The sequence below is a fragment of the Methylobacterium sp. J-001 genome (genome assembly GCF_022829565.1).
Classification (GTDB): domain Bacteria; phylum Pseudomonadota; class Alphaproteobacteria; order Rhizobiales; family Beijerinckiaceae; genus Methylobacterium.
In genome coordinates this window covers 1-26,507 of the sequence record NZ_JAKSYN010000218.1, presented here as the reverse complement: position 1 = coordinate 26,507, position 26,507 = coordinate 1, and the positions used below count along the sequence as shown (strand labels likewise).

At 70.5% G+C, this 26,507-nt stretch carries 15 protein-coding genes; 9 read left to right on the top strand and 6 right to left on the bottom strand.

Translation table 11 applies throughout. The features are described from left to right. Nucleotides 1-230 precede the first annotated feature (230 nt). Nucleotides 231-644, top strand: coding sequence for a DUF4864 domain-containing protein (locus MKK65_RS28880; RefSeq protein ID WP_058194888.1), 414 nt, complete (start codon nt 231-233; stop codon nt 642-644). A gap of 24 nt (nt 645-668) precedes the next feature. Here the strand turns inward: MKK65_RS28880 and MKK65_RS28875 are convergent, their stop codons facing one another. Next, on the bottom strand, nt 669-1,130 hold the full coding sequence (locus tag MKK65_RS28875; RefSeq protein ID WP_243961622.1) for a hypothetical protein: 462 nt from the start codon (nt 1,128-1,130) through the stop codon (nt 669-671). Nucleotides 1,131-1,206: 76 nt separating this feature from the next. Continuing rightward, a complete protein-coding gene (locus MKK65_RS28870) occupies nt 1,207-1,611 on the bottom strand; it encodes a hypothetical protein (protein WP_243961620.1) in 405 nt (134 codons plus the stop codon). Nucleotides 1,612-1,844: 233 nt separating this feature from the next. On the opposite strand from MKK65_RS28870, the gene thrC reads away from it, so the two are divergent. From thrC to MKK65_RS28840, 6 genes are all read left to right on the top strand, one after another. Beyond that, nucleotides 1,845-3,269 (top strand): threonine synthase, encoded by a 1,425-nt coding sequence (thrC, locus tag MKK65_RS28865; RefSeq protein ID WP_243961618.1) that lies wholly within the window; start codon nt 1,845-1,847, stop codon nt 3,267-3,269. Then, nucleotides 3,266-4,561 carry a M16 family metallopeptidase gene (locus MKK65_RS28860; RefSeq protein WP_243961616.1) on the top strand — a complete coding sequence of 432 codons (1,296 nt, stop codon included), beginning with the start codon at nt 3,266-3,268 and terminating at the stop codon, nt 4,559-4,561. Before thrC ends, MKK65_RS28860 begins: the two co-directional genes overlap by 4 nt. 163 nt (nt 4,562-4,724) lie before the next feature. Continuing rightward, complete coding sequence (locus MKK65_RS28855) at nt 4,725-7,643, top strand: sensor domain-containing phosphodiesterase (protein ID WP_243961615.1); 2,919 nt, start codon at nt 4,725-4,727, stop codon at nt 7,641-7,643. Nucleotides 7,644-7,705: 62 nt separating this feature from the next. Next, nucleotides 7,706-8,110, top strand: a complete 405-nt coding sequence (locus MKK65_RS28850) for a hypothetical protein (RefSeq protein ID WP_243961614.1) — start codon at nt 7,706-7,708, stop codon at nt 8,108-8,110. Nucleotides 8,111-8,139: 29 nt separating this feature from the next. Further along, nucleotides 8,140-9,063, top strand: coding sequence for a ferredoxin--NAD(+) reductase (locus MKK65_RS28845; RefSeq protein WP_243961674.1), 924 nt, complete (start codon nt 8,140-8,142; stop codon nt 9,061-9,063). A gap of 115 nt (nt 9,064-9,178) precedes the next feature. Beyond that, nucleotides 9,179-10,222, top strand: coding sequence for an SGNH/GDSL hydrolase family protein (locus MKK65_RS28840; RefSeq protein ID WP_243961613.1), 1,044 nt, complete (start codon nt 9,179-9,181; stop codon nt 10,220-10,222). A 390-nt stretch (nt 10,223-10,612) separates the two neighbouring features. Here the strand turns inward: MKK65_RS28840 and MKK65_RS28835 are convergent, their stop codons facing one another. Further along, nucleotides 10,613-13,153 (bottom strand): glycogen/starch/alpha-glucan phosphorylase, encoded by a 2,541-nt coding sequence (locus tag MKK65_RS28835; protein ID WP_409565514.1) that lies wholly within the window; start codon nt 13,151-13,153, stop codon nt 10,613-10,615. A gap of 322 nt (nt 13,154-13,475) precedes the next feature. On the opposite strand from MKK65_RS28835, the gene MKK65_RS28830 reads away from it, so the two are divergent. Next, nucleotides 13,476-15,059 (top strand): alpha-amylase family glycosyl hydrolase, encoded by a 1,584-nt coding sequence (locus tag MKK65_RS28830; protein ID WP_243961612.1) that lies wholly within the window; start codon nt 13,476-13,478, stop codon nt 15,057-15,059. A gap of 212 nt (nt 15,060-15,271) precedes the next feature. Further along, on the top strand, nt 15,272-16,813 hold the full coding sequence (glgA, locus tag MKK65_RS28825) for a glycogen synthase GlgA (protein ID WP_409565513.1): 1,542 nt from the start codon (nt 15,272-15,274) through the stop codon (nt 16,811-16,813). A 152-nt stretch (nt 16,814-16,965) separates the two neighbouring features. Here glgA and glgB read toward each other — a convergent pair whose 3' ends face one another. The 3 genes from glgB to MKK65_RS28810 form a co-directional block, all read right to left on the bottom strand. Next, nucleotides 16,966-19,251, bottom strand: coding sequence for a 1,4-alpha-glucan branching protein GlgB (glgB, locus tag MKK65_RS28820; protein WP_243961610.1), 2,286 nt, complete (start codon nt 19,249-19,251; stop codon nt 16,966-16,968). Next, nucleotides 19,248-22,526: a maltose alpha-D-glucosyltransferase gene (treS, locus tag MKK65_RS28815; protein WP_243961608.1), complete on the bottom strand. Its 3,279-nt coding sequence runs from the start codon at nt 22,524-22,526 to the stop codon at nt 19,248-19,250. The genes glgB and treS overlap by 4 nt, the downstream gene beginning before the upstream one ends. 146 nt (nt 22,527-22,672) lie before the next feature. Further along, nucleotides 22,673-26,062, bottom strand: coding sequence for a maltotransferase domain-containing protein (locus tag MKK65_RS28810; protein ID WP_243961606.1), 3,390 nt, complete (start codon nt 26,060-26,062; stop codon nt 22,673-22,675). Between the last annotated feature and the right edge of the window lie 445 nt (nt 26,063-26,507).

Sequence of the window (26,507 nt, the reverse complement as noted above, 5' to 3'; positions counted from 1 at the left end):
CGCCCCGTGTGGGCGTGAGTCGGTCTGCGGACGCTCGCAAAACCCGGGCGGAGAATCAAACCCGCACGCCTGTTCGGGGCTGAAAATGCCTCTCTTTCCAGCGACTTGCACAACCGGCGCGCGATGCCTGCACATCCTGCGCGCGCAGTGCTTGCCGACCGCCGTCATCCGTCTAGATGATCAGTCGGCTCAGGTGTCTCATGGGAGGCGCCCGATCGGAGTGACCGTCGATGCGCGTGTGGCTCGCCCTCCTGCTGATCCTCGGCCTCGCGGGGCCGGCCCTGGCCGATGACGGCGCCCGGGCGGCGGCCCGGGCGGTAATCACCAAGCAGGTCGAGGCGCTCGGGCGTGACGACGCGTCGACCGCCTACGCCCAGGCCGCCCCGGCGATCCAGGAGCTGTTCCCGAACGCCGACCTGTTCATCGGCATGGTCCGCAACCAGTACCGCCCGGTCTACCGCCACCGCAGCTTCGTGTTCGGCGAGGGCCGGGATACCGGGGAGGCGGGCGTGATGCAGTCGGTGGCGATCCAGGACGAGTACGGCGTCGACTGGACGGCCGAGTACAGCCTCGCCCGGGACGCGGACGGGTCCTGGCGCATCACCGGCTGCCGCCTGATCAAGGCACCGGGCACGAGCGCCTGACGGCGCTCGCGGTCCGGCCGCGCCCTACGCGGCGGCGAGGCGCTTGGTCTTCCGGATCTGGCCGTCGAGCGCGATGTGGAGTTCGTGCTCCGCGTCGTCCTTCGCCCCCCGCAGCTCGAAATGCTTGGGCTTGCGCGCGGGCACGCCGGCGACCGTGTAGCCCGCGGCTTCCGCGGCCCGGATCGCCAGGGCGGGATCGGCCGGCGGATGATCGGGGCCATCCTTCTTCGATCCGTCCTTCTCCGGCCAGTCGATCGTGCGAGTCGAGCCGTCCGCCAGGGTGAGGCGGGCGACCTTGATCTCGGAGGGCTTCCGCGTGCCCTGCACCGAGACCCGGTCGCCAACCGCCAGGGTGATGCCGGCGGCTCCCTTCGGGCCGAGATCCGCCAGGATCCGCCCCCCGGCCCCGTCGAGGGCGAAGCGGTGCCCGAACACCGCCCAGACGGTGCCGGCGGCGTCGTGCAAATCGGTTGTCGTGTCGGTCATGTCGCTGATCCTGTCGTGGGGGCCGGCATTTGCGGGCGGCGGGGTCGCTTCCGAGCCCCGCCGTCGTGGCGAGACGCTATCGGGCGTCGGCGGGCCGCAGCGTCCCGAGCTTGTCGAGGAGCTGCAGGGTGATGTCGGCGCAGGCCTTCATCGAATCCTCGTCGGCGCATTTCACGTCGATCCGGGCGTCGCCCCGCTCGAGCCGGAAATGCGCACCCTTCGGCGGCGGCGGCGGCGGCGGGCCGTCGGGGCCCGGGCCGCGCTGGGGACCGCCGGGGGGGGGCGGGGGCGCTCCGTCCGGGCCGGGACCGCGCCGGGGACCGCCCGGGGGCGGGGGTGGGGCGCCGGCCTCCGGGCCCGGCCTCGGGCCGCCGGGGGGCGGGGTCTGCGCGATGGCGGCGGTGCCGAGCAGCAGCACGGCGGCGCCGGCCAAGGCCAGGGGTCGAATGGCGAGGGGGCGAACGGCGCGGGTTCGAATCATGGCGGCTCTTTCTCCGAAGGCACCCCGCGGGCGGGGTCGGGCCGCCCCGGCGGCGCCGGCCGGTCGAACCGGGGTGCCGCGGGGGTGATCCGGTTCTAGGCGCGGCGGCGCAACCGGTCCTGAACCGGCCCGTTCAGGCCCGGTTAAACCGCGTGGGCCCGCCGCGACCGCCCGGACTTTCGACAGGTCCGCCCGCATCGTGTAGAGGGGGCGCCTTCCTCCCGGAGGCCCCTGTGCTCCACGTCTCGACCCGCGGCGAGGCCGCGCCGCTCTCGTTCTCGGATGCCCTCCTCGCAGGCCTCGCCCGCGACGGCGGACTCTACGTGCCGCAGACCTGGCCGCAGATCGGCCGGACGGAGATCGCCGGCTTCGCCGGCAAGCCCTACGCGGAGGTGGCCAAGCGCGTGCTGCGCCCGCTGATCGATGGCGAGATCGAAGACACCGATCTCGACCGGATGATCGACGACTCCTATGCCACCTTCCGGCACCCGGCGGTCTGCCCGCTGACCCAGCTCGACGACAACCTGTTCCTGCTGGAGCTCTTCCACGGGCCGACGCTGGCCTTCAAGGACGTGGCGATGCAGCTGCTCGGGCGGCTGATGGACCACGTGCTCACCAAGCGCGACACCCGCGCCACCATCGTGGGCGCGACCTCGGGCGATACCGGCTCGGCCGCCGTCGAGGCGTTCGGGGGCCTCGACCGGGTCGACATCTTCATCCTCTACCCGCACGGGCGCGTGTCGGAGGTCCAGCGGCGGCAGATGACCTCGGTGCCGGCCCAGAACGTCCACGCGCTCGCCGTGGACGGCACCTTCGACGATTGCCAGAACCTGGTCAAAGCCCTGTTCCAGCACGCGGATTTCGCCGATTCCGTGCGCCTGTCCGGGGTCAACTCGATCAACTGGGCCCGGGTCGCGGCGCAGGCCGTCTACTACTTCACCAGCGCGGTGGCGCTCGGCGCGCCCCACCGGCCGGTCTCCTTCGCGGTGCCGACCGGCAATTTCGGCGACGTGCTCGCCGGCTGGGTCGCCAAGCGGATGGGGCTGCCGATCGAGCGGCTGATGATTGGCACCAACGCCAACGACATCCTGGTGCGGACCCTGGAGCACGGCGCCTACGCGCTGCGCGGCGTCGTGCCCACGACCTCGCCCTCCATGGACATCCAGATTTCTTCGAATTTCGAGCGGCTGCTGTTCGAGGCGCTCGGCCGCGACGCCTCGGCCCTGTCGCGGCTGATGGCCGGGCTGAAGCAGTCCGGCGGCTTTTCCTTGAGCCCGGAGATCCTGGCCGCGGTCCGCTCCGAGTTCGACGCCGTCGCGGTGCCGGAGCCCGACGTGATGGAAGAGATCGCCCTGATCCAGGCCGCCACCGGGATCGTGCTCGATCCCCACAGCGCCATCGGGGTGCGCGCCGGTCGCCGGCTCCTGGAACGGGATCCCGCAACCCCCGTCGTCGCCCTGGCCACGGCGCACCCGGCAAAGTTCCCGGACGCGGTCGCCAAGGCCACCGGCGGCCTGCGCCCGCCCCTGCCGCCGCACCTCGCCGACCTCATGGACCGGCCCGAGCGCATGACCCCGGTGGCCAACGACCAAGCCGCGGTGGAGCGGCTGATCCGCGAGCGCGCCCGCATCACCCGGGGTGGGGCAAACCCGCGATGAACCAGCATTTCTCCACGCACGCCGCCTCCCCGGACCTGCGCACCACGCGGCTTGCGAACGGCGTCACGGTGGTGACCGAGCCGATGCCCGGGGTCGCGACCGCCAGCCTCGGCGTCTGGGTCGGGGCCGGCTCGCGCAACGAGCGCGCCGACGAGGCCGGTTTGTCCCACCTCATCGAGCACATGGCGTTCAAGGGCACGCGCACGCGCTCGGCCCAGAGAATCGCCGAGGAGATCGAGAATGTCGGCGGCGAGATCAACGCCGCCACCTCCACGGAGGGGACGAGCTACACCGCCAGGGTGCTCGGCGAGGATGCCGGTCTCGCCCTCGACGTGATCGGCGACATCCTTACCGATTCGGTGTTCGATGCCAGCGAGCTCGCCCGGGAGAAGGGCGTGATCCTGCAGGAATACGCCGCCGTCGAGGATACCCCCGACGATGTGGTCTACGACGCCTTCACGGAGGCCGCCTTCCCGGACCAGCCGGTCGGCCGGCCGATCCTCGGCCGCCCCGAGACGATCCGGAGTTTCGACGAGGCCGGGATCCGCACCTATCTCGCCCGGGAATACACGCCCGACCGCATCGTCGTGGCCGGGGCCGGCGCGGTGACCCACGAGGCGATCGTCGAAGCCGCCGAGCGCCATTTCGGCGCCCTGCCGGCGACAGTAGCGCCGGCCGCGGTGCCGGGCCTCTACGGCGGCGGCGAGCGGCGGATGCCGCGCAAGCTCGAACAGGCCAACGTGGTGATCGGCCTGCCCGGCCTGTCGTTCCGGGACGATCGCTACTACGCGCTGCACATGTTCGCCCAGGTGCTCGGCGGCGGCCTGACCTCCCGGCTCTGGCAGGAGGTGCGCGAGACCCGCGGCCTCGCCTACGAGATCCAGGCCTTCCACTGGCCCTTCTCCGATTGCGGCCTGTTCGGCATCGGCGCCGGGACCGCGGGGGCGGACCTGCCCGAGCTCGTCGACGTCACGCTCGCGGCCACGGCCCGCGCCGCCCGGGACCTCGCCGAGCCCGAGATCGCCCGGGCCAAGGCGCAGCTGAAGGTGTCCCTGCTCTCGGCCCTGGAGACGCCGGGCGGGCGCATCGAGCGCAACGCCCGCCAGATCCTGGCCTGGGGCCGGGTGATCCCGGCCGGCGAGGTGATCGACAAGGTCGACGCCGTCACGGTGGCGGACGTGCGGGAGGCCGCGGCCGCGATGCTGAAGGGCGCCCCGACGCTCGCGGCGATCGGCCCGATCCGCAAGCTGCCCACCCTCGACAAGATCGCCGCCGCCCTCGGCACGGCCTGAAATCCACCGCCTCCGCGGACAAGCGACCCCGGCCGGGCCCCTCCCCGCCGCACCCAACTTGATTTGGCCGCAAAGGGGCGCGATCCGCGGAGTCCGGATCCGGACCGGGGCGGCTGCCCCGGGATCGGGACCTTCCTATCGATCGCGGCCGCCCGGGTGGCCGATGCCGAAGCTCGCACGGCCGGAACTCAAGACACCCTTGCGCATCCTCGCCCTCCTCCTGACCCTGGTCGGTGCCCTGTCGCTGGCCGTCTCGGCGAGCGCCCCGGCCCTGGCCGTCGAGGCGGTGCGCGTCACCCTCGACGCGCCGGTGATCGACCTGACCACCGCGATCGAGCGCTACCGCTCGGACGGCGACCTGATCCAGATCTCCACGGCGCCCGGCAAGGACGGCATCGTCCGCCGCATCGTCGTGAAGGCGCGCGATGCCGGCGCCCGGCCCGACTGGATCGTGTTCGCGCTCACCAACGACACCGACGAGCAGATCGACCGCATCCTGGTGGCGCCGCATTTCCGGCTGGTGGATTCCGGGGTGATCTGGCCCGATCTCGGCGGCTCGCGGATCGCCGCCATCACGGCGAGCCAGGGCATCCGCCCGGAGCGCGACGAGAACCCGGAGGCCGACCAGTTCACCATCACGTTGGATCCCGGCACGACCGTCACCTACGTCGCCGAGCTGCGCGGCCCCAACGTCCCGCAGCTGCACCTGTGGGATCAGGACGCCTATCGCCGCAAGACCGCCGGGCTGACCCTGTACAAGGGCATCATCATCGGCATCAGCGGCTTGCTGGCGCTGTTCCTGACCATCGTGTTCGTGGTCAAGGGCGCGATCATCTTCCCGGCCGCCGCGGCTTTGGCCTGGTCGGTGCTGGCCTATGCCTGCATCGATTTCGGCTTCCTGCAGCGGGTGTTCCCCGTCACTGAGCTCGCCGAGCGGGTCTACCGGGCCTCCGCGGAGGCGGTGCTCGGGGCGACGCTGCTGGTCTTCCTGTTCGCCTACCTGAACCTCGCCCGCTGGCACGTGCGCTACAGCCATGTGGCGTTCTTCTGGCTGGCCTTCCTGGCGGGCCTCGTGGGGCTCGCGGTGTTCGACCCGCCGGTTGCAGCGGGGGTGGCGCGCATCTCCATCGCCGCCGTGGCGGGAATCGGCCTGCTGCTGATCGTCTACCTCGCCGCCCATAACGGCTACGACCGCGCCATCCTGCTGGTGCCGACCTGGCTGCTGCTGGTGGTCTGGGTGACGGCTGCGGGCTTCGCGGTCACCGGCCAGATCGGCAGCGACCTGGTGCAGCCGGCGCTGATCGGCGGCCTCGTGCTGATCGTGATGCTGATCGGCTTCACGGTGCTCCAGCACGCCTTCGCGGGGGGCGGCCTCAGCCACGCCCTGGTATCGGACACCGAGCGGCGGGCGCTGGCGCTCACCGGTGCCGGCGACGTGGTGTTCGACTGGGACGTGCCCGCCGACCGGGTCTTTGCCGGCCCCGAGATCGAGGCGCAGCTCGGCCTCCCCCGCGGCACCCTGGAGGGCCCGGCGACGAACTGGCTCGGCACGCTCCACCCTTTCGACGTGGAGCGCTACTCGGCCGCCCTCGACACGGTGATCGAGGAGCGGCGCGGGCGCATCGTCCACGATTTCCGCCTGCGCTCGGCCGCCGGCACCTATTTCTGGTACCGGCTGAAGGCGCGCCCCGTGATCGGCGCCGACGGCGAGGTGATCCGCGTGGTCGGCACCATCGCGGACGTCACCGAGATCAAGACCGCCGAGGAGCGCCTGCTCCATGACGCCGTGCATGACAGCCTGACCGGCCTGCCCAACCGCGAGCTGTTCGGCGACCGCCTCGACGCGGCCCTCGCCTTCGCCGGCCAGGACCAGCGGCTCAAGCCCACCGTGATCGTGCTGGATGTCGACCGGTTCAAGGGCATCAACGACGCCATCGGGTTGTCGGCGGGCGATTCGATCCTGCTGACCCTGTCCCGCCGGCTCGGCCGCCTGCTGCGGCCGCAGGACAGCCTGGCCCGGATCTCAAGCGACGAGTTCGCCGTGATCCTGCTGTCCGAGCGCGACCCCGACCGGATCCTGGCCTTCGCCGAGATGATCCGCCGGGCGATCGCGACGCCGATCACCTACGCCGACCGGGAGATTTTTCTGACCGTCTCGATCGGCCTCGCCCTTTACGAGGCGGGCGCCAACCTCAAGCGCGACGAGGTGTTCAAGAGCGCCGAGATCGCCATGATCCAGGCCAAGCGCAACGGCGGCGACCGCATCGAGGTGTTCCGCGCCCATATGCGCACCGACCGCTCCGACCGGCTGATGCTGGAGAGCGACCTGCGCAAGGCGATCGAGCGCAACGAGCTGAAGGTGCTGTTCCTGCCGGTGGTCCGCCTCGAGGACCGCACCGTGGCGGGGTTCGAGACCGTGCTCCGCTGGGACCACCCGAAGCTCGGGCGCATCCCGGCCTCGACCTTCATGCCGCTGGCCGAGGAGAGCGGCTTCGTGGTCAATCTCGGCATCTTCGCCCTGGAGCGCACCGCCCTGGAGCTCGCCGCCTGGCAGCGCTCCCTGGAGGTCGAGCCGCCGATCTTCGCGGCCTGCAACCTGTCCTCCCGCCAGCTCCTGCGCCACGACTTGCTGCACGACGTGAAGACCGTGCTGGCCCGCTCCGGAGCGCTCCCCGGCTCGCTCAAGCTGGAATTCAGCGAGAGCCTGGTGATGGAGAACCCGGAATACGCCGCTCAGATGCTGGCCCGGATCCACGACCTCGGGGCCGGCCTGTGCCTGTCGGATTTCGGCACCGGCTACTCGGCCCTGTCCTACCTCCAGCGCTTTCCGTTCGACACGATCAAGGTCGACGCAACCTTCGTGCGCCAGATCGGCACCGGCCAGACCGCGATCCTGCGCTCCATCGTCCGGATGGCGAGCGAATTGAACCTCGCCATCGTGGCGGAAGGCTGCGAATCGGAGGGCGACGCCCAGGCGCTGGCCGGGCTCGGCTGCGAATACGCGCTGGGCCCCGCCTTCGGCGAGCCGATGACCATGCTCCAGGCCCGCCAGATCGTCGGCGCGGCGCCGGAGGCCGCTTAGAGCCAACAAGTCGTCCGACCAGTTTAAGTCCCCCTTAACCATGCCCGCGCAAGCTCCTGTTGATGGATTGGCGCTCCGGCGCCCGGGATGGGGATGGGCGGATGGCCGAGGCGGCGAGGCGTTACCAGCAGGCGGGCAGCTCGGATCTCGTGCGGCGCCTGATCGCCCGGCCGGTCCGGCTGGAGCAGCAGGCCCGCAGCCGGCTGCCCCTGCCCGGCCAGGAGGCGCGCGTCTCCGGCGCCCCCCAGGACGACCGATCCGAGGATTCGGACGAGGCCGACGAGATCGCCCGGCTCGAGACCGAGCTGCAGGTGATGAAGGCGGTGCTCCGGGCCCAGCGGCAGGAGGTCGAGGCCCTGCGGGCGCAGCGCCAGCTCCTGACCGAGTCCGTGGCGAGCGACGACGTCCGGGCGACCCGCGAGCGCTGGGCGTCCCTGGTCGACACGCTCCTGATCCGCGCCCGGTGATCCCTCTCCAGACCAAGCGGGGTACGGCCATGGGCGCGCGCTGCTCGCTCGTCGTCAACGGCCGGTCGGTGCGCGTCTCGACCGGCGACACGCCACTCGAAGCGGCGCTCGCCGAAGGCATGATCGCGCCCGTCCAGGCGCAGCTCGCCAACCAGCTCGCCGGCCAGGGCAGCGCCGCGCCCTCCAGCCGCCGGCCCCCGGCCCGCCGGGCCCGGGCCGAGGCCCTTCGGCCGAGCCTGCCCGGCGCCCCGATCCAGGGCCAGGAGGAGGCTCCGCCCCCGGCCGTCGCCATCCGCAAGGGCACCGTCTCGGAGATCCGCCGGCTCTGCCCCGGTATCGTCGAGGTGGTGGCGACCCTGACCCGGCGCCCGAACCTCGAACCCGGCCATCAGGCGTTCGTCACCTTCGCGGGCCTGCCCGCCCTGACCCTGTCCCCGACCCTGCGGGTCGACGGCTCGGCCGAGATCAACGAGGCGGTGTTCCATATCCCCCGGGATCCCGAGGGCGACCCGGTCGACGCGATCCGGCTCGACCAGCCCGTGCGCCTGAAGGGGCCCGTCGGCCGCGGCCAGTACCGGCCCGGCGGCGGGCGCCTCGTGCTGGTGGCGGCCGGCGCCGGCTTCGGCCCGATCTGGTCGATCGCCCGGGCGGCCCGCTACATCGAGCCCGCCCGCGAGATGGCGCTCGCGGTCGGCGCCCGCGACGCCCTCGACCTCTACATGCGCGAGAGCCTCGACTGGCTGCGCTGCACCGGCGTCGGCCGGATCGTGCTCTGCGCCGACCGAGGCCGCCAGCGCCCGCCGGACGTGCGTTCCGGGCTGCTTACCGCCCATCTGCCGAGCCTGCGCGCCACCGACGTCGTCCATGTCGCCGGCGACATCGCCACCGTCGGCGCCGTGCAGGTGCTCGCCGCCTCGGTGGGCGCGCGCTGCTACCCGATCATGCTCGACTGAATACGACGGCCATCCGCGGACCGCGCCCGATCAATCAGGGCTCCGCCCCGATACCCCGCCAAAGGGCCGGGGGCCCTTTGGGAACCCGTGTCTTCCCGTGAGTTCGTCCGCGTCCATGCTCCGCGTGCTCTGCCTCGGCTACAGCGTCACGGAGCTGCCGGGCTATGTCGAGCGGGCCAACGCCCTGGCCGCGGCCGAGGGGCGGCCGGTCACCTTCCTGCGCAGCGGCTGGGGCGGCCACTCCCTGCCCTCGATCGCCGGCCTGATCGACGCCATCCTCGACGCTTGTCCCTGCGACCACGTCCTGCTGGAGCTGTTCACCGGCAACGTCCGCTACTTCGACGGCGCGACGATGCGGGACTACCTGGACGACATCCTGGCGGCGACCGCGCGCCGGAACCTGCCGGTGGCCTTCCTCAATCTCCACCAGGGCGGGGTCGATTACGCGGCCGAGCCCGTCGCCGGCCTGCTTGGCGAGTACCGCGCCCTCTACGGCATCCCGTATCTCGACCTCGCCGCCCCGGTGGCGGCCGCTGGGGCGGGCGATATCACCTACCTGCTGAAGGACGGGACCCATGTCGCCCCGGCCGGGGCCGAGCTCTACGGCACCCTGGTCTACGCGCTGATGCGGGCGCCGCCCCCGGGTCGCGCCTATATCGATCGGTTCCGGGGGTTGCCGGTCCGGTTCGAAATCCTGCCGCTGCGCACCCTCCCCAGCCTGGAATGCGGGTTCGCGCTACACCGCAACGGCCTCCCGCTGCACTTCCTGGAGATTCCCGAGGGCGCGAGCGTCGAGATCCCGCTGGGGCGGCCGCGCCACGTGATCGGCCTGCTCGTGACCTACGGCCCCCGGGCCGGCACGCTGACGATCCGGGATCCGGCCACCGGGCGGGCCCGCGCGATCACCGCCTTCGACGCATTCTCGTACTACACGCGCTCGGTCTACCGCAGCGCCGTGTTCCCGGCCGCACGGTCCCTGACGATCACGCAAACGGCGGCGCTGCCGGACGTCGCCCTGCGCAAGGGCGAGCCGGACCGGGGGCCACGGCTCGGGCGGGTCTCGCACATCTTCTTCCGGCGCAGGCTCGGCCTTGCCGAGCGCGCGGCCCTGCTCCGCCACCGGCTCTGGCGCCGGCTCAGGGGGTTCCGAAGAGCCTGAGGCCCAGCCGTTTCGAGGTGCTTGGATTGGCTCGCGATCGGGACGTGTCAGCCAGCGGAATCACACGCCCCCGTTAGACGCCAACGCTTTGAAAAACGAGCGCTTTCCCCTCCCCCTTGCGGGGAGGGACCAGGGGTGGTGCAGGATCGCGCGTGACGGTGCCTTCTGCACCACCCCGACCTCCAACTCCTCCCCGCAAGGGGGAGGAGAGAGCGTTGCGTCCCACTGAATCGCTGTGCCAAACACCTTGAAAGGGCTGGGCCTGAGGCCCTTCGGCGGGGTGTCGGGGCAAAGCATCCAGGACTTGGCCCCGCCTTCCGGCGGAGCCCGACACCAGGGCTCCGCCCTGGACCCGCGAAAGGTCTCGGACCTTTCGAAACTGGGACTTCTTCAGCTCAGGCGGACGCGCCAGATCTCGTCCGCGTATTCGCGCATCGACCGGTCGGAGGAGAACCACGCCATCCGGGCGGTGTTGCGGATCGCCTTGGCCCACCAGCCGCGGGGGTCGCGCCAGGCGGCGTCGATGGCGCGCTGCACTCGCCAGTAATCGTCGAAATCGGCGGTGAGCAGGTATTGGTCGCGCTGGCGCAGGTCGTCGGTGAGCGGACGGAACCGGCCCGGCTCCTCCGGCGAGAACCGCCCGGAGGCGATCATGTCCAGCGCCGCCGCCAGCCGCGGCGAGGCCTGGATGGCTTTCGCCGCGTAGCCCGGCTCGGCCTCGCGGGCCTGCACCCCGGCCGCGTCGAGGCCGAAGATGAAGATGTTGTCCGCCCCGACATGGTCGCGGATCTCGATATTGGCGCCGTCCAGCGTGCCGACCGTGAGCGCGCCGTTGAGGGCGAACTTCATGTTGCCGGTGCCCGAGGCCTCCATGCCGGCGGTGGAGATCTGCTCCGACAGGTCGGCAGCCGGGATGATCGTCTCGGCGAGGCTCACTGAGTAGTTCGGCAGGAACACCACCTTCAGCCGGCCGGCGACATCGGGATCGTCGTTCACCGCCTTGGCCACATCGCAGGCAAGCTTGATGATCAGCTTGGCCCGGACGTAGCTCGGCGCCGCCTTGCCGGCGAAGATCTTGACCCGGGGCGTCCAGTCCCGGTGCGGCTCGGCCTTGATGGCCTGGTAGAGCGCCACCGTCTCGACGACGTTGAGGAGCTGGCGCTTGTACTCGTGGATGCGCTTGACCTGGACGTCGAACAGCGCGTCCGGATCGATATCGATGCCGGTGCGCTCGGCCACGACCTTGGCGAGCGCCTCCTTGCGCTGCCGGCGCACGGACGCGTAGCGCGCCACGAAGGCCGGATCCTCCGCATGGGCCTCCAGGCCCCGGAGCAGCGCGGGATCGTCGAGCACGCCCGCGCCCACCGTCTCCACGGCGAGCCGGGTGAGGCCCGGATTGGCGTTGTGGAGCCAGCGCCGGAAGGTGATGCCGTTGGTCTTGTTGACGATCTTATCGGGATCGAGCGCGTGCAGGTGCGCGAACACCGTGGAGCGCATCAGGTCGGTGTGCAGCGCCGAGACGCCGTTGACCCGGCGGGCGCCGTGGAAGGCGAGGTGGCCCATGCGCACCCGGCGGCCATGGGCCTCGTCGATCAGCGAGATCGAGGCCAGGTAGGCGGCGTCCTGGTGGGCGGCGTCCCGGCGGCCGTGCTTGGCCTGCTCTTCCAAGTGCATCCAGTTGATCAGGTAGATGATCTGCATGTGGCGCGGCAACAGCCGCTCCATCAGCTCCACCGGCCAGGTTTCCAGCGCCTCGGGCAGCAGGGTGTGGTTGGTGTAGTTCAGCGTGTTGGTGGTGACGTGCCACGCATCCTCCCAGGAGAGGTCGTGGTCCTCCATGAGGATGCGCATCAGCTCCGGCACCGCGATGGCCGGGTGGGTGTCGTTGAGCTGGATCGCGGCGTGGTCCGGCAGGGAGCGCACGTCGCCGCGCTCCATGACGTGGCGGGCGATGAGGTCCTGGAGCGAGGCCGAGGTGAAGAAGTATTCCTGGCGCAGGCGCAGTTCCTGGCCGTCGGCCGACGAATCGCTCGGATAGAGCACCCGGGAAATCGCCTCGGCGCGCATGCGTGCCGCGACCGCGCCGACATGGTCGCCGCCGTTGAAGCGGGCGAGGTCGACGGGCTCGCCGGCTTCCGCCTTCCACAGGCGCAACCGGTTGACGTGGCGTCCGCGCCAGCCGACCACCGGGATGTCGTGGGCCACCGCCCGCACGGTCTCGGCCGGCTGCCAGTGGCGGCGGATCACGCCCTCATTGGGCGAGGACAGCGTGACGGTGCCGCCGAAACCGATCGTGTAGGCGGCGTCGGGCCGGACGAACTCCCAGGGATTGCCCTCGGCCAGCCAGGTCTCCGGCGCCTCGCGCTGCCAGCCATCCTCGAAGGATTGGCGGAACAGGCCGTGATCGTACCGGATGCCGTAGCCGACCGCCGGGATGCCGATGCTGGCCATGCTGTCCATGAAGCAGGCGGCCAGCCGCCCGAGGCCGCCATTGCCGAGCGCCGCGTCCGGCTCGGCATCCTGCACGGCGTCGAGATCGACCCCAAGCTCGCGCAGCGCCGCCCGGGTCGTCTCGGTGAGGCCGAGATTGTTCATCGCATCCGACATCAGCCGGCCGATGAGGAATTCGAGCGAGAGGTAGTAGACCCGCTTGTTCGGCACGGCGTGCTCGGAGGCCATGCAGGCCGCCACGATCCGCTCGCGCAGGGCCATCGCGGTCGCCGCGAACCAGTCGCGCGGGCGGGCGTTCTCGGGGGTCCGGCCGAGGGCGAAGGTGAGCTTGGCGCGAATCGATTCCCGCAGGTCGACCACGGCATCGCCGGTCTGCGACAGGAGCGGGGCGGTCCAGGCGGCGGCCGCCGGGATCTCGGACGCGTTGTCGTCGCGCAAGGCGTCCCGCTGGGCGGGCGGAGTGAGAACGTCGTTCAGCACGTGCGGGTCCCCCAAAAGTCGGCGCCCCGGATTCTAGCGCCAGGGCTATCGGGGGCGGATTATCTCTTTTGACGGATTGCCAGCGAATGAACGGCCGGACGATCCGTGCCCCGAAGCCGCGAGTGTGCGACCGGCTTCCGGGCGAAGTCGTGGCAGCGCCGCCCCGACCGGGGCGTGCGACGATGCGGCCAGAGATATGGCGCGACTACGTGACATTCTAGACACAACGATCTGCGCCGCCAGCCCGCGACGCGCGCATCTGAGCCGTCGCCAGCGCGCGGCTCAGCGGTTAACCGTGCGTCGGGGATTCGCGAGGCGCAGCATGACCGAGACCGTCTGGTGGAAGCGCGGGACCGTCTACCAGGTCTATCCCCGCTCGTTCCAGGATACGAACGGCGACGGGGTCGGTGACCTGCCGGGTATCACCGCACGGCTGGACTATCTCGCCTGGCTCGGGGTCGACGCCGTGTGGATCTCGCCGGTCTACCCCTCGCCCATGGCGGATTTCGGCTACGACGTGGCCGATTATTGCGGCATCGATCCGCTGTTCGGCACGCTGGCCGATTTCGATGCGCTGGTCGCGGAGGCGCACCGGCGCAAGCTGAAGGTGATCCTCGACTTCGTGCCCAACCATTCCTCGATCGCGCATCCGTGGTTCGCGGAGAGCCGGTCGTCGCGGTCGAGCCCGAAGCGGGACTGGTACATCTGGCGCGACCCGGCCCCGGGGGGCGGTCCGCCGAACAACTGGGTGTCGAATTTCGGCGGCCCGGCCTGGACCCTCGATGAGGCCACCGGCCAATATTACTACCACGCCTTCCTGGCCGCGCAGCCGGACCTGAACTGGCGCAACCCCGCCGTGCGGGAGGCCATGCACGACGCCCTGCGCTTCTGGCTGGAGCGCGGGGTCGACGGGTTCCGGGTCGACGTGATCTGGCACCTGATGAAGGATGCGGGATTCCGCGACAACCCGGCCAATCCCGCCTACGCGCCGGGCACGCCGGAGATCAACCGCTTCACCCAGGTCTATTCCGCCGACCGCCCGGAGGTGTTCGACGTGATCGCCGGGATGCGGGCGGTGCTGCGCCAATACGGCGAGCGGGTGCTGATCGGGGAGATCTACCTGCCGATCGAGCGGCTGGTGGCCTATTACGGCCCCGACCTCACCGGCGCCGACCTGCCCTTCAATTTCCAGCTGATCCAGACCCCGTGGCGGGCCGACGCGGTCGCCGACCTGGTGGCGAATTACGAGGCGGCTTTGCCCGAGGGCGGCTGGCCGAACTGGGTGCTGGGCAACCACGACCAGCCGCGGATCGCCGCCCGGGTGGGCGAAGCGCAGGCGCGCATCGCCGCGATGCTGCTGCTCACCTTACGCGGCACCCCGACCCTCTATTACGGCGACGAGATCGGCCTCGGTCCCATCCGGATCCTCCCAGAGCGTGCCCAGGACCCCTGGGAGCGCAACGAGCCCGGGCACGGCCGCGACCCGGAGCGCACGCCGATGCAGTGGGACGAGGCCCCGAACGCCGGCTTTTCCACCGCGGAGCCGTGGCTGCCGCTGTCGGAAGATTGGCCGGTCCGCAACGTCGAGGGCCAGCGCTCGGACCCCGCCTCGATGCTGACCCTGCACCGGCGGCTCCTGGCGCTGCGGCGCGACCACGCGGCGCTCTGCGCGGGCGGCTACCGGGGGGTGCCCGTCGAGGCCGAAGAGGTGTTCGCCTACGAGCGGTTCGCCGACGGGGAGAGCCTGCGGGTGGTCCTGAACTTCGGCAGCGATCCGCAGAGCCTGCCGCTGCCCGAGGGCGACTGGACGATCCTGCTCTCGACGCTGGCCGGGCGGGCGGGCGCGCAGGCCCGCACGACGCTCGCCCTCGGCCCCGACGAGGGGGTGATTCTCCGCCGCGCCTGAACCCGGCCTGCCATCTCTTGTCGCAGTGCAGCGCAGTTATTCGGCCGTAGCCGAATCTGTAACCGAAGCTTAAGGCTGCCGCTGGCCTAAATTGTGCGTCGCAACGGAACCGTCGTGACGGAGGAGCATTGGACATGGTTGAGGCCGTGACAGCCGTGTCTGCCCGATCCTCTGCCCGACCGGGGCATCCCGCCCGGCCAGGATCGATGCCGATGCAGGACGCGCTTCGCGGTGGCCCCCTCGCCGATGATGCCTTCGGCGAGAGCGGCGGTGCCGCAGCGCAAGCCACGAATCCGGCCTGGCCGGCCTCGCTGCGCCGCCGCATCCTCTACGCCACCCCGGAGATGGCCGACTTCGTGAAGACCGGCGGCCTCGGCGAGGTCTCGGCTGCCCTGCCCCGGGCCCTGGTTCCGCATTACGATATCCGCGTCCTGATCCCCGGCTACCGGCAGGTCCGCGCCGCGTTCCCCGAGATCCCGGTGGTCGCCCGGCTCGAAGGCTTCGCGGGCGTTCCGCCTTGCGACCTCGGCCTGGTCGAGGCCGCCGACGGCCTGCGCATCTACGTCCTGCTGGCGCCCGAGCTCTACGAGCGCGACGGCACGCCCTACGGCGACGCCCACGGGGATTTCGGTGACAACGACCTGCGCTTCGCGCGGCTGAGCCTGGCCGCCGCGGAGATCGCCGCCGGCGCCGATTCCGATTGGGCGGCGGACCTGCTGCATCTCAACGACTGGCAGGCGGCGCTGGCCCCGGCCTACCTGGCCTGGCGCGGCCGGCGCATCCCGAGCGTGCTGACGATCCACAACCTCGCCTATCAGGGCCTGTTCCCGCGCGACAGCCTGGGCCGCCTCGGCGTGCCGGACGCGGCCTTCCAGGTCGACGGCGCGGAATTCTACGGCCAGCTCTCGTTCCTGAAGGCCGGCATCTTCTACGCCTCGCAAGTCACCACGGTGAGCGAGACCTACGCAAGGGAGATCCAGACCCCCGAGATGGGCTGCGGGCTCGACGGGCTGCTGCGCACCCGCGCCGGCCAGGGCCGGCTCGCCGGCATCCTCAACGGCATCGACGAGAGCTGGGACCCGAGCACCGACCAGCATCTCGCCACCCGGTTCGAGGTCGACGACTGGAAGGGCAAGCGCGCCAATGCCGAGGCGGTGCGCCAGCAATTCGGGCTCGCCGTCTCCCGCGGCCCGCTCTTCGCCATCGTCTCGCGCCTGGTGCACCAGAAGGGCATCGACCTGAGCCTGCAGGCGGCGGAGGCGATCGTGGCCGAGGGCGGCCAGCTCGTGGTGATCGGCCAGGGCGAGGGCCGGTTCGAGCAGGCCCTGCGCGGCCTGTCCAAGCGCCATCCCGACGCGGTCGGCGTCCATGTCGGCTTCGAGGAGGCCCAGGCCAGGCGGATGTTCGCCGGCAGCGACTTCCTGCTGATGCCCTCGCGGTTCGAGCCCTGTGGGCTCGCCCAGATGTACGCCCAGCGCTTCGGCTCCCTGCCGATCGTGCACCGCACCGGGGGCCTGGCCGACACGGTCGAGGACGGGGTGACGGGCTTCACCTTCCCGGAGGCGTCAGCCTCGGCCTTCGGCTCGGCGGTCCGCCGGGCCTTCGAGGCGTTCGGCCAGAAGAAGCGCCTCAACGCCATGCGCCGCCGCGCCATGGCCGCCCGGTTCGGCTGGGACCAAGCCGCCGACAGCTATGCCGGCCTCTACGCCCGCGCCATGGGCAACAGCCCGGCGCTGCGCTGGCGCGCCGCGTAGCGTCGGGTTTCCAAAGGGCTCAGCCCTTTGGCAGGGGGTCGGGGCGGAGCCCCGAAAGATCGGATCGGGCGAAGCCCGACACCAGGGCGCCACCCTGGACCCGCGAAAGGTCACGGACCTTTCGGATCCGTGACCATCAGGGACGAGAGCCCTCAGCGCTCCAGCACGAAGATCATCGTCGCCAAGGGCGGCAGGGTCAGCGACAGGGACTGGGCCTGGCCGTGGCCCGCCGCGTCGTCGGTGTGGCGGCCGCCGTTGTTGCCGAGGTTCGAGCCGCCGTAGACGGAAGCGTCCGAGTTGAACGCCTCGCGGTAGAAGCCCGCCTCCGGCACGCCGACCCGGTAGCCCTCCCGGGGAAGCGGGGTGAAGTTCGACACCACGATCGCGACCTCGCCGGGATTGGCGCCCTTGCGGGCCCAGGCGATGACGCTGTTGTCCTGGTCGTCGGCCACCAGCCACTGGAACCCGGTCTGCTCGACGTCGCGGGCGTGGAGGGCCGGCGTCGAGACGTAGAGCCGGTTGAGATCCCGGACCACGTCCTTGACGCCCTTGTGCAGGGGGTCGTCGAGCAGGTGCCAGTCCAGGCTGTTGTCGTGGTTCCACTCCCGCTCCTGGCCGAACTCGCCGCCCATGAACAGCAGCTTCTTGCCGGGATGCCCCCACATGAAGCCGAAATAGGCCCGCAGGTTCGCGAATTTCTGCCAGCGGTCGCCCGGCATCTTGCCGAGCAGCGAGCCCTTCCCGTGCACGACCTCGTCGTGGGAGAGCGGCAGGATGAAATTCTCCGAGAACGCGTAGAGCAGCCCGAAGGTCAGGTTGTGGTGGTGGTAGCGGCGATGGATCGGATCCTCCGACACGTATTTCAGCGTGTCGTGCATCCAGCCCATGTTCCACTTGAAGCCGAAGCCGAGGCCGCCCGTGTAGGTCGGGTGCGAGACCCCCGGCCAGGAGGTCGATTCCTCCGCCACCGTGATCGTGCCCGGGGCGTGGCTGTAGGTCGCCTCGTTGGTCTTGCGCAGGAAGTCGATGGCGTCGAGGTTCTCGTTGCCGCCGTAGCGGTTCGGGATCCACTCGCCCTGCCGGCGCGAATAGTCGAGGTAGAGCATCGACGCGACGGCATCCACGCGCAGGCCGTCGAGGTGGTAATGCTCCAGCCAGAACCGGGCATTGGCAGCTAGGAAGGTCGCGACCTCGGTCCGGCCGAAATTGTAGATGTAGGTGCCCCAATCCTGGTGGAAGCCCTGGCGCGGGTCGGCGTGCTCGTAGAGATGCGTGCCGTCGAACAGGCCGAGCCCGTGTGCGTCGAGCGGGAAATGGCCGGGCACCCAGTCGAGCATCACGCCGATGCCGGCCTCGTGGGCGGTGTCGACGAAGGCGGCGAAATCCTCGGGCGTGCCGAAGCGGCTGGTCGGGGCGAACAGCGAGACCGGCTGGTAGCCCCAGGACCCGTCGAACGGGAACTCGGTGATCGGTAGCATCTCGATATGGGTGAAGCCCATATCCTTGACGTAGGGGATCAGCCGCTCGCCCAGCTCCTTGTAGGTGAGGTAGCGGTTGCCCTCCTCCGGCACCCGCGCCCAGGAGCCGAGATGGACCTCGTAGATCGAGATCGCGGCGTGGCGCGGGTCCTTGGCGCCGCGGGTCTTCATCCAGCCGGAATCGCGCCAGGCGAACTCACCGGTCCCATGGGTGATCGAGGCGGTCTCCGGCGGGTGCTGCGCCGCGAAGGCGACCGGGTCGGCCTTGAACGGGATCAGGGCGCCGTCGGGGCCGCGGATCTCGAACTTGTAGCAGGCGCCGGCCTTGAGGCCGGGCACGAACAATTCCCAGATCCCGCCATCCTGCCACAGGCGCATCGGGTGGCGCCGCCCGTCCCAGTCGTTGAAATCGCCGACGACGCTGACCTTGCGGGCATTGGGCGCCCAGACGGCGAAGCGGAAGCCGTCGATGCCGTCGAGCTGGCCCGACTGGGCACCGAGCATCCGGTAGACCAGGTTGGTGCCGACCTCGCGTAGGGTCGCGACGTCGTATTGCTCGATCGAGGAGCCGAAGCCGTAGGGATCGAAGCGCCGCTTCTTCGTTCCGTCCCAGAACTCGACCTCGATCTCGTAGAGCGGCCGGCCCTCGCCCTCGACCCGGGCGACGTAGAAGCCCTCCGGGTGCCGCTTCTCGAACGGCACGGTGCGCTCGCTCATCACCAGGGCGGCGGCCCGCGCCTCGGGCAGCACGGCGCGCACCTCCCAGAGGTCCGGGCCGACCCGATGGGGGCCGAGCACCGAGAACGGGTCGCCATGGTTGGCGGACATGAGCGCGGCGATCGCATCCGGATGGACGCTCGGCGCCACCGAGGCGGCCCCGGAATGCGGGACATCCGCATTCCGCGCGCTCGCCGCTTCCGGGTCGATCCGCGGTGCGAAGGTCTCGTCGATCGCCGTCATTCAGTTTCTCCGGGCTCGTGGCCGTCCGTGTCCAGAATGGTGAGAACCCCCCGGGCGGGGATTTCGATCCAGTCCGGCCGGTTGTTGGCCTCGTAATCGACTTCGTAGAGCGCCTTGGTCAGCAGGCAGAGGCGCAGCAGCCGCGCCCGGGTGGCCGGGTCGGTCACGGCCGCCCGCGTCCCCGCCACGGCCGTCTCGTAGCCGGCCAGGAACGCCGCCTCGATCATGCCGCGCCAGGCGCTCGCGGCGTCCCGCGCCCGCTCCTCGGAATCGCCGAACCGGACGGTGATCTCGCGGATCACGGTCTCGGCCCCGTACGCGAAGGAGCGCATCAGGCCGGCGACGTCCCGCAAGGGCATCGACTTCGCCCGCCGCTCGTCGGCCGGGCGCGAGGGCTCGCCCTCGAAGTCGACGATGATCAGGTCGCTCTCGGAGACCAGCACCTGACCCAGGTGATAGTCGCCGTGGATCCGGATCTTGTGGGCGCCCACCGCCGGCTCGGCGGTGAGCTCTTCGATCAGCGCCTCGATCTCGGCCCGCCGCTGGATAAGCGCCGCACAGGCGGGCTTGCCGGCATCGAGGCCGCGATCCACGAGGCCCTTGAGCGCCCGGAAGGCCCGCTCGGCCTGGTGGCGCGCATCCCGGGCGAGCACCGCCAGGTCGTCCTCGGCGAAGGGCTCGGCCGCGAAGGCCGGGTCGTCCGTCTCCATGGCGAAGGCGGCGTGCATCTCGGCGGTGCGCCGGCCGAGCAGGTCCGCCCAGGGGCCGTGGGCCTGGAACGCCTCCTCGGGGCTGGCGGCCTCGCTCTCGGGGGTGAGCACCACGGTCTCGAAGTCCCGGCGCAGGCCCTCCAGCATCAGCGTCCAGGCGTCGCCCTGGTTCATGACGAATTTCTGGAGGACCGCCAGCGCCGTCCGGGTGCCATCCTCGGCGACGTGCTCGAGGGTGCCGAGCAGCGCAGGCGTGTTGGAGAAACCCGCCTGCTCGGTGAGGAAGCGCCCGACCTCGATCTCTGGATGCGTCCCCGGCTGCAGGCGGCGCAGGAGCTTGAGCATCATCTTCGAGCCGATGGCGATCGAGGTGTTGCTCTGCTCCGCCGAGAGCCGGCGGATGTCGGCCACGTCCACCGTGACGTCCGGATCGAAGGCCGAGGTGGTGGCAAACACCAGCCGCCCGCTCTCCGTGGGGATCTCGGTGCCCCGGCGCATGTCCTCGATCAGGCAGGCGGCGAAGGCGTTGGAGCCGGCCGCGCCGTAGAGCAGGCCGGTGCGCGGCCCGCGGCGGACCCGGGCGACCGCGAAGGGCAGCAGCGTCTCGTCCTCACGGCCCTCCTCGACCCCCACGGGCATGAAGTATTCGTGGCTCTCGCCGTTGGCGAGCTGCACCTGCAGCCGCGGCAGCAGGAAGCGGGCGCTGCCGTCCCCGTCCTTCAGGGCGGCGAAATCGACGACCTTCACGCCCCGGATCCGCGAGCCCTTGGCGCCGAACCAGCGCCGGCTCGACAGGAACGGCGGCACCACGGTGCGCTCGAAGGCGACGCGCTCGCGGCCCGACATCAGGCTCTCGATGCCGCCGGTGAGCACCAGGGTGAACAGCTCCGGGGGCTCCTGCTGCGGGCCGATCGCGCCCGAGCGGGCGGCGCTGAGCGAGAACCAGTAGAAGCCGTAGGACGGCAGGGTCAGCAGGTAGGGCAGGTCGCCGATCGGCGGGAACTCGGTGCCGCCGGTGAGCTCGATCGGCACCGCAGTGCGCAATTCCGACAGGTCGAGCTGCACCGCTTGCGGCGCCCGCGACAGGTTGGCGACGCACAGGACCCGCTCGTCCTCGTGCTCGCGGATCCAGGCCAGCACCTTGCGGTTCGAGGGATACAGGAACTGGATCGTGCCGCGGCCCAAGGCGACGCTGTTGTTGCGGATCGCGATCATCCGCCGGGTCCAGTTCAGTAGGCTGGTCTGCGACTGGGTCTGCGCCTCGACGTTGATCGCGTCGAAGCCGTAGATCGGGTCCTGGATCGCCGGCAGGAACAGCCGCTGCGGGTTCGCCCGGGAGAAGCCGCCGTTGCGGTCCGGGGTCCATTGCATCGGCGTGCGCACGCCGTCGCGGTCACCGAGATAGATGTTGTCGCCCATGCCGATCTCGTCGCCGTAATAGAGCACAGGCGTGCCGGGCATCGACAGGACGAGGGACTTCATCAGCTCGATCTTGCGCCGGTCGTTCTCCAAGAGCGGCGCGAGGCGGCGGCGGATGCCGAGATTGATCCGGGCGCGGCGCTCGGCGGCGTAGAACGACCAGAGGTAGTCACGCTCTTCCGCCGTGACCATCTCGAGGGTCAGCTCGTCGTGGTTGCGCAGGAAGATCGCCCATTGGCAGCCCTCCGGGATCTCCGGGGTCTGGCGCATGATGTCGGTGATCGGGTGCCGGTCCTCCCGGGCGATCGCCATGTACATCCGCGGCATCAGCGGGAAGTGGAACGCCATGTGGCATTCGTCGCCGTCGCCGAAATACTGGGCGGTCTCCTCGGGCCACTGGTTGGCCTCGGCCAGCAGCATCCGGTCCGGATAGCTGGCATCCAGCGCCGCCCGGATCGCCTTGATGACGTCGTGGGTCTCGGACAGGTTCTCGCAGTTCGTGCCGTCGCGCTCGATCAGGTAGGGGATCGCGTCGAGCCGCAGGCCGTCGACGCCCATGTCGAGCCAGTAGCGCATCGTCGCGATGACCGCTTCCAGCACCTTCGGGTTGTCGAAGTTCAGGTCCGGCTGGTGGCTGTAGAACCGGTGCCAGAAATACTGCTTGGCGACCGGGTCCCAGGTCCAGTTCGAGGCCTCGGTGTCGAGGAAGATGATCCGCGTGTCCTTGTACGGCTCGTCGGTGTCCGACCAGACGTAGAAGTCGCGCTCGGGCGAGCCGGGGGGCGCCTCGCGGGCCGCCTGGAACCAGGGATGCTGATCGCTGGTGTGGTTGATCACGAGCTCGGTGATCACCCGCAGGCCGCGCTCGTGCGCCGCCGCCACGAAGGCCCTGAAGTCCTCCATGGTCCCGTAGGATGGGTTGATGCCCTCGTAATCGGCGATGTCGTAGCCGTCGTCGCGCAGCGGCGAGGGGTAGAACGGCATCAGCCAGATCGCCGTGACCCCGAGGTCGCGGACATAGTCGAGCCGCCGGGTCAGCCCCTCGAAATCGCCGATCCCGTCGTCGTTCGAGTCGAAGAACGACTTGACGTGGATCTGGTAGATGATGGCGTCACGGTACCATTGCGGGTCGCTGCGATCGATCATCGCGTCGCTGCCTCGTCGGTCGAAGGGACTGGGACCGGCGGCGGGAACCGGCCGGGGCGCGGGCGATCGGCCGCGCGGCGCAAGTGTCGGCGACGGGCGGGCCCGTCGTCGGGATCAGGAGTCATGGTCAGGTGCCATGGGCGGGCTCAGCCCGCAACCCGCCGCGGCGCCCGAAGACGCCAGATGATGCAGGATCGCTCGGCCGGATCGAGGGCGATCCGGTGGGTCTTGCCCCGCAGCTCGAACGTGTAGCCCTGGAGCAGGTCCTCAACCTCCACGGCGCCGTCATCCGGCAGGCCGAACAGCCAGAGCGGCACCTCGTAGGTGCATTCCTGGCGATTCTTGGGATCGAGGTTGACCATGGTGAACACGCAATTGTCACGCTCCGGCGTCGCCTTGGCGTAGGCGATGATCTGGTCGTTGGAGGCGCCGGTGAAGGCCACGTTGCGGAAATCCCAGAGGGCGGGGTTCTCGCGGCGGATCTTGTTCAGCGTGACGATGTGCTCGCGGATATTGCCGGGCCGGTCGTAGTCCCAGGCCTTCAGCTCGTATTTTTCGGAGTTCAGATACTCTTCCTTGCCCGGGTAGGGCGCCGCCTCGCACAGCTCGAAGCCGTTGTAGATGCCGTAGACCGACGACAGGGTCGCGGCCAGCGTCGCCCGGATCACGAAGCCGGCCCGGCCGCTGGTTTGGAGGAAGTAGGGATTGATGTCGGGCGTGTTGGCGAAGAAGTTGGGGCGGTAGTACTCGCCCATCTCGCCGGCGAGCTCCAGGGCGTATTCGGTCAGCTCCTGCTTGGTGTTGCGCCAGGTGAAGTAGGTGTAGCTCTGCTGGTAGCCGGCCTTGGCGAGCTTCTTCATCATCTTCGGCCGGGTGAAGGCCTCGGCCAGGAACAGCGCGTCGGGATAGCGGCCGTTGACCTCGGCGATCACCCATTCCCAGAACGGGATCGGCTTGGTGTGCGGGTTGTCGACCCGGAAGATCCGCACGCCGCGCGCGCACCAGCCGAGCAGGATGTCGCGCAGCTCGATCCAGAGCGAGGGCAGGGCGCCCCCGTAGAAATGGACGTTCGAGATGTCCTCGTACTTCTTGGGCGGATTCTCGGCGAAGCGCAGCGTGCCGTCGGGGCGCCATTCGAACCATTCGGGATGGTCCTTGATCCAGGGATGGTCCGGCGAGCACTGGATCGCGAAATCGAGGGCGATCTCCATGCCGTAGGCGTGGCTTTCCGCCACCAGCCGCTCGAAATCCGCGAGCGTCCCGAGGTCGGGATGCACGGCCTCGTGACCGCCCTCCTCAGCGCCGACCGCGTAGACCGAGCCGACATCCCCGGGCAGGGCCTTGAGGGTGTTGTTCTTGCCCTTGCGGTTGGTCCGGCCCACCGGGTGGATCGGCGTGAAGTAGAGCACGTCGAAGCCGAGCTCGCGGATCTCCGGGAGCCGCTTGATCACGTCGTCGAAGGTACCATGACGATGGGTATCCATCGATTGCGAGCGTGGAAAGATCTCGTACCAGGCGGAGAACCGGGCTGCGAGGCGGTCGGCGATCACCGGCAGGGTCACGGGATAACGGCTCAGATTCACCCGCTCGACGTTCCGGCGCACGAGGCTCGCCGCCTCGGGCTGGAGGATCCGGTCGAGCTGGGCGGCCGAACCGGTCTCCTCGGCGGCCAGTGCCGCCACCAGGGCGGCCAGACGCTCCGCGTTGCGCCCGGCACCGCGGCCGCGGGCCAGCGAGGCGGCGCTCTCCACCAGGGTGACGCCCTCGATCGTCTCAAGCCGGATGTCGACGCCGGCGGCGCGCTTCTTCAGGGTGTCGCGCACCCAGGAGGAGAACGGGTCGCGCCAGGCGATCAGGGTGAATTCGTAGCGGGCGTTGCGCTCCAGGGGGAATTGCCCGGCCCAGCGGTCGTTGTCGACGAAGACCATCGGGTCCTCGCGCCACGCCTCGGTGCCGGCGACCCGCGACAGGATCGCGGCGTCGAGGATCTCGTGGCCGTCGGAGAAGATGTCGGCCTCGACCCGCAGGGATTCGCCGACGATGCGCTTCACCGCCGAGCGGCCGCCGTCGATCTCCGGGCTCACGGCCTCGATCACCACACGGCCCTCCCCGTCCGGCGTGCCGCGCTCGGGCAGCTGGGCGATTTGGGCGGCGCTGGCACTCAGGATGCGCAGCTCGCCCGGCAGCAGGTCGATGGCGCTGCCGGGATGGAAGGCGATCGGCTCGGCCTCGGGGGTCCGGTCGACGAAGGCGCCGAGCATCCCGCCGGTCCGGGCGATGAGCGTGCCCGCCTCCACCGGCACCGGCTTGTCCGTGGGATTGTAGAGCACGATCAGGGCAGCCTTCGCCGAGGCCGGATGGCCGGTGTCGAAGCGGGCGAGTGCCACGAGGTCGCTGTCGGGGGCCGAGATGCGCAGCTGCGCGCCCTCGACATTGGCCGCGGGCAGCTCGGCCCGCAGGGCGTTGATCGCCCGGATCGAGGCGGAGATGTCGATGCCGGTGTCATGCTCGCGGTCGCGCGGGGTGGTCTCGACCACGTGCAGCGCCCGGCGGTAGCCCCATTCGTAGCCGATCGGCATCAGCACGCCGGCCGAGAAGAAGGCGGCGAGCGCGTAGCGGGTGCGCAGGTGCCGCGCCACCGCCTCGGGACCGCCGCCGATCTCGGCGGCCAGGCGCTGCATGTCGTGGTTTTCCGGGAAGGCGATCGAGGGCGCCAGCACCCGCAGACGCTCGTACTGCTCCAGCGCCCAGGGCTTCTTGAGGTCCCACCAGGCGAAGGAGTTGAACAGGTAGTCAAAGCCGGCGCCGGCCGTGGCCTTCGCTTCCTCGAAGGTGCAGCCGAGGGTCTCGGCGGCGAACAGGCAGGCGGAATCGCGGCCCTTGGCCTCCCCGATCAGGACGCGCCAGGTCTCGGGCGGGACCTTGTAGGCGGCATCGCACCGGAAGCCCGCGACGCCGAGCGCCTGGAGCCGGGCCACGTAGGCGCCCCAGATCCGGGTCAGCTCGTCCCGGGCGACGGGCGTGTGATAGTCGAGCTCGACCAGATCGCCCCAGACCGTGCGGATCGAGGGATCGTCCGGATCGACCGCGCCCGGATGCATGATCGAGCCGTCGGGTTCCTTCATGAACAGGTCGGGCCGCTCCACGACCAGCCGGGCGTTGTCGGCGGTGTGGTTGATCACGAGGTCGGTCATCACCGACAGGCCGGCGGCCTCGGCGGCGGCGCAGAAGCGGCGGATCTGCTCGTCGTCCGGGGTGCCGTCCTGGTCCCGGAACCGCTCGTCGAGCCGCTCGGGATCGGCCACCGCGTAGAGGCTCTTCGAGCCGCCGGTCTGGTGGAACGGGTTCAGGTAGATCCAGTCGAAGCCAAGGCTGGCGATCCGGGGCAGCTCGGCCGCCCAGTCGGAGACGCGCCCGACCAGGAGCGGGAACAGGTTGTAGATCCGCGGCCCCGCGGCGCGGGGCGCCAGGGATGCGGGCAGGACGGCTCCGGTCGTCGCAGCGGCGGTGGCGGCGGCGGTGGTCGGTGCGTTCATGCTGGTCTCTGGCTCCTGTCCATGGTCGTAACGCCCGAACCGCGCGGGCGTGCCTTCTGCGAGGCGGGCGGATGTTCAGGTCTGTGCTACGCGCCTCTCAGTGGATTCGCGCGACAGGTCCGCGAGAGGGGCCTGCCGATCGTGTCTTGGTGGCAGCGGCGGACCCGTGCATTCTCCCTCCCCCCTTTGCGGGGGAGGGTGGCCCCCGAAGGGAGTCGGGCCGGCACGAAGTCCCGGAAGAGGGGAGCGACGGCGCAGGATGAGGCTTTGCTCGGCCTGCCGGTCGCGCCATGTCCTGAACCCGGGCGCCCCTCCTGCCGGGCCTCGTCCCGGCCCGACCCGGCCTGCCCGCCGGCCCGCCCTCCCCCGCCGAGGGGGGAGGGAGCCGCGCGTTCGGGCCGGCCTGGCCCACCTCCCCCCGCCAAGGTGTGAGCATCGTAGCCGG

Coding starts and splice junctions, on each gene's coding strand:
- MKK65_RS28880 (WP_058194888.1), top strand. CDS start 231: ATGCGCGTGTGGCTCGCCCTCCTGCTGATCCTCGGCCTCGCGGGGCCG.
- MKK65_RS28875 (WP_243961622.1), bottom strand. CDS start 1,130: ATGACCGACACGACAACCGATTTGCACGACGCCGCCGGCACCGTCTGG.
- MKK65_RS28870 (WP_243961620.1), bottom strand. CDS start 1,611: ATGATTCGAACCCGCGCCGTTCGCCCCCTCGCCATTCGACCCCTGGCC.
- MKK65_RS28860 (WP_243961616.1), top strand. CDS start 3,266: ATGAACCAGCATTTCTCCACGCACGCCGCCTCCCCGGACCTGCGCACC.
- MKK65_RS28855 (WP_243961615.1), top strand. CDS start 4,725: ATGCCGAAGCTCGCACGGCCGGAACTCAAGACACCCTTGCGCATCCTC.
- MKK65_RS28850 (WP_243961614.1), top strand. CDS start 7,706: ATGGATTGGCGCTCCGGCGCCCGGGATGGGGATGGGCGGATGGCCGAG.
- MKK65_RS28845 (WP_243961674.1), top strand. CDS start 8,140: ATGGGCGCGCGCTGCTCGCTCGTCGTCAACGGCCGGTCGGTGCGCGTC.
- MKK65_RS28840 (WP_243961613.1), top strand. CDS start 9,179: ATGCTCCGCGTGCTCTGCCTCGGCTACAGCGTCACGGAGCTGCCGGGC.
- MKK65_RS28830 (WP_243961612.1), top strand. CDS start 13,476: ATGACCGAGACCGTCTGGTGGAAGCGCGGGACCGTCTACCAGGTCTAT.
- glgA (WP_409565513.1), top strand. CDS start 15,272: ATGCAGGACGCGCTTCGCGGTGGCCCCCTCGCCGATGATGCCTTCGGC.
- glgB (WP_243961610.1), bottom strand. CDS start 19,251: ATGACGGCGATCGACGAGACCTTCGCACCGCGGATCGACCCGGAAGCG.
- treS (WP_243961608.1), bottom strand. CDS start 22,526: ATGATCGATCGCAGCGACCCGCAATGGTACCGTGACGCCATCATCTAC.
- MKK65_RS28810 (WP_243961606.1), bottom strand. CDS start 26,062: ATGAACGCACCGACCACCGCCGCCGCCACCGCCGCTGCGACGACCGGA.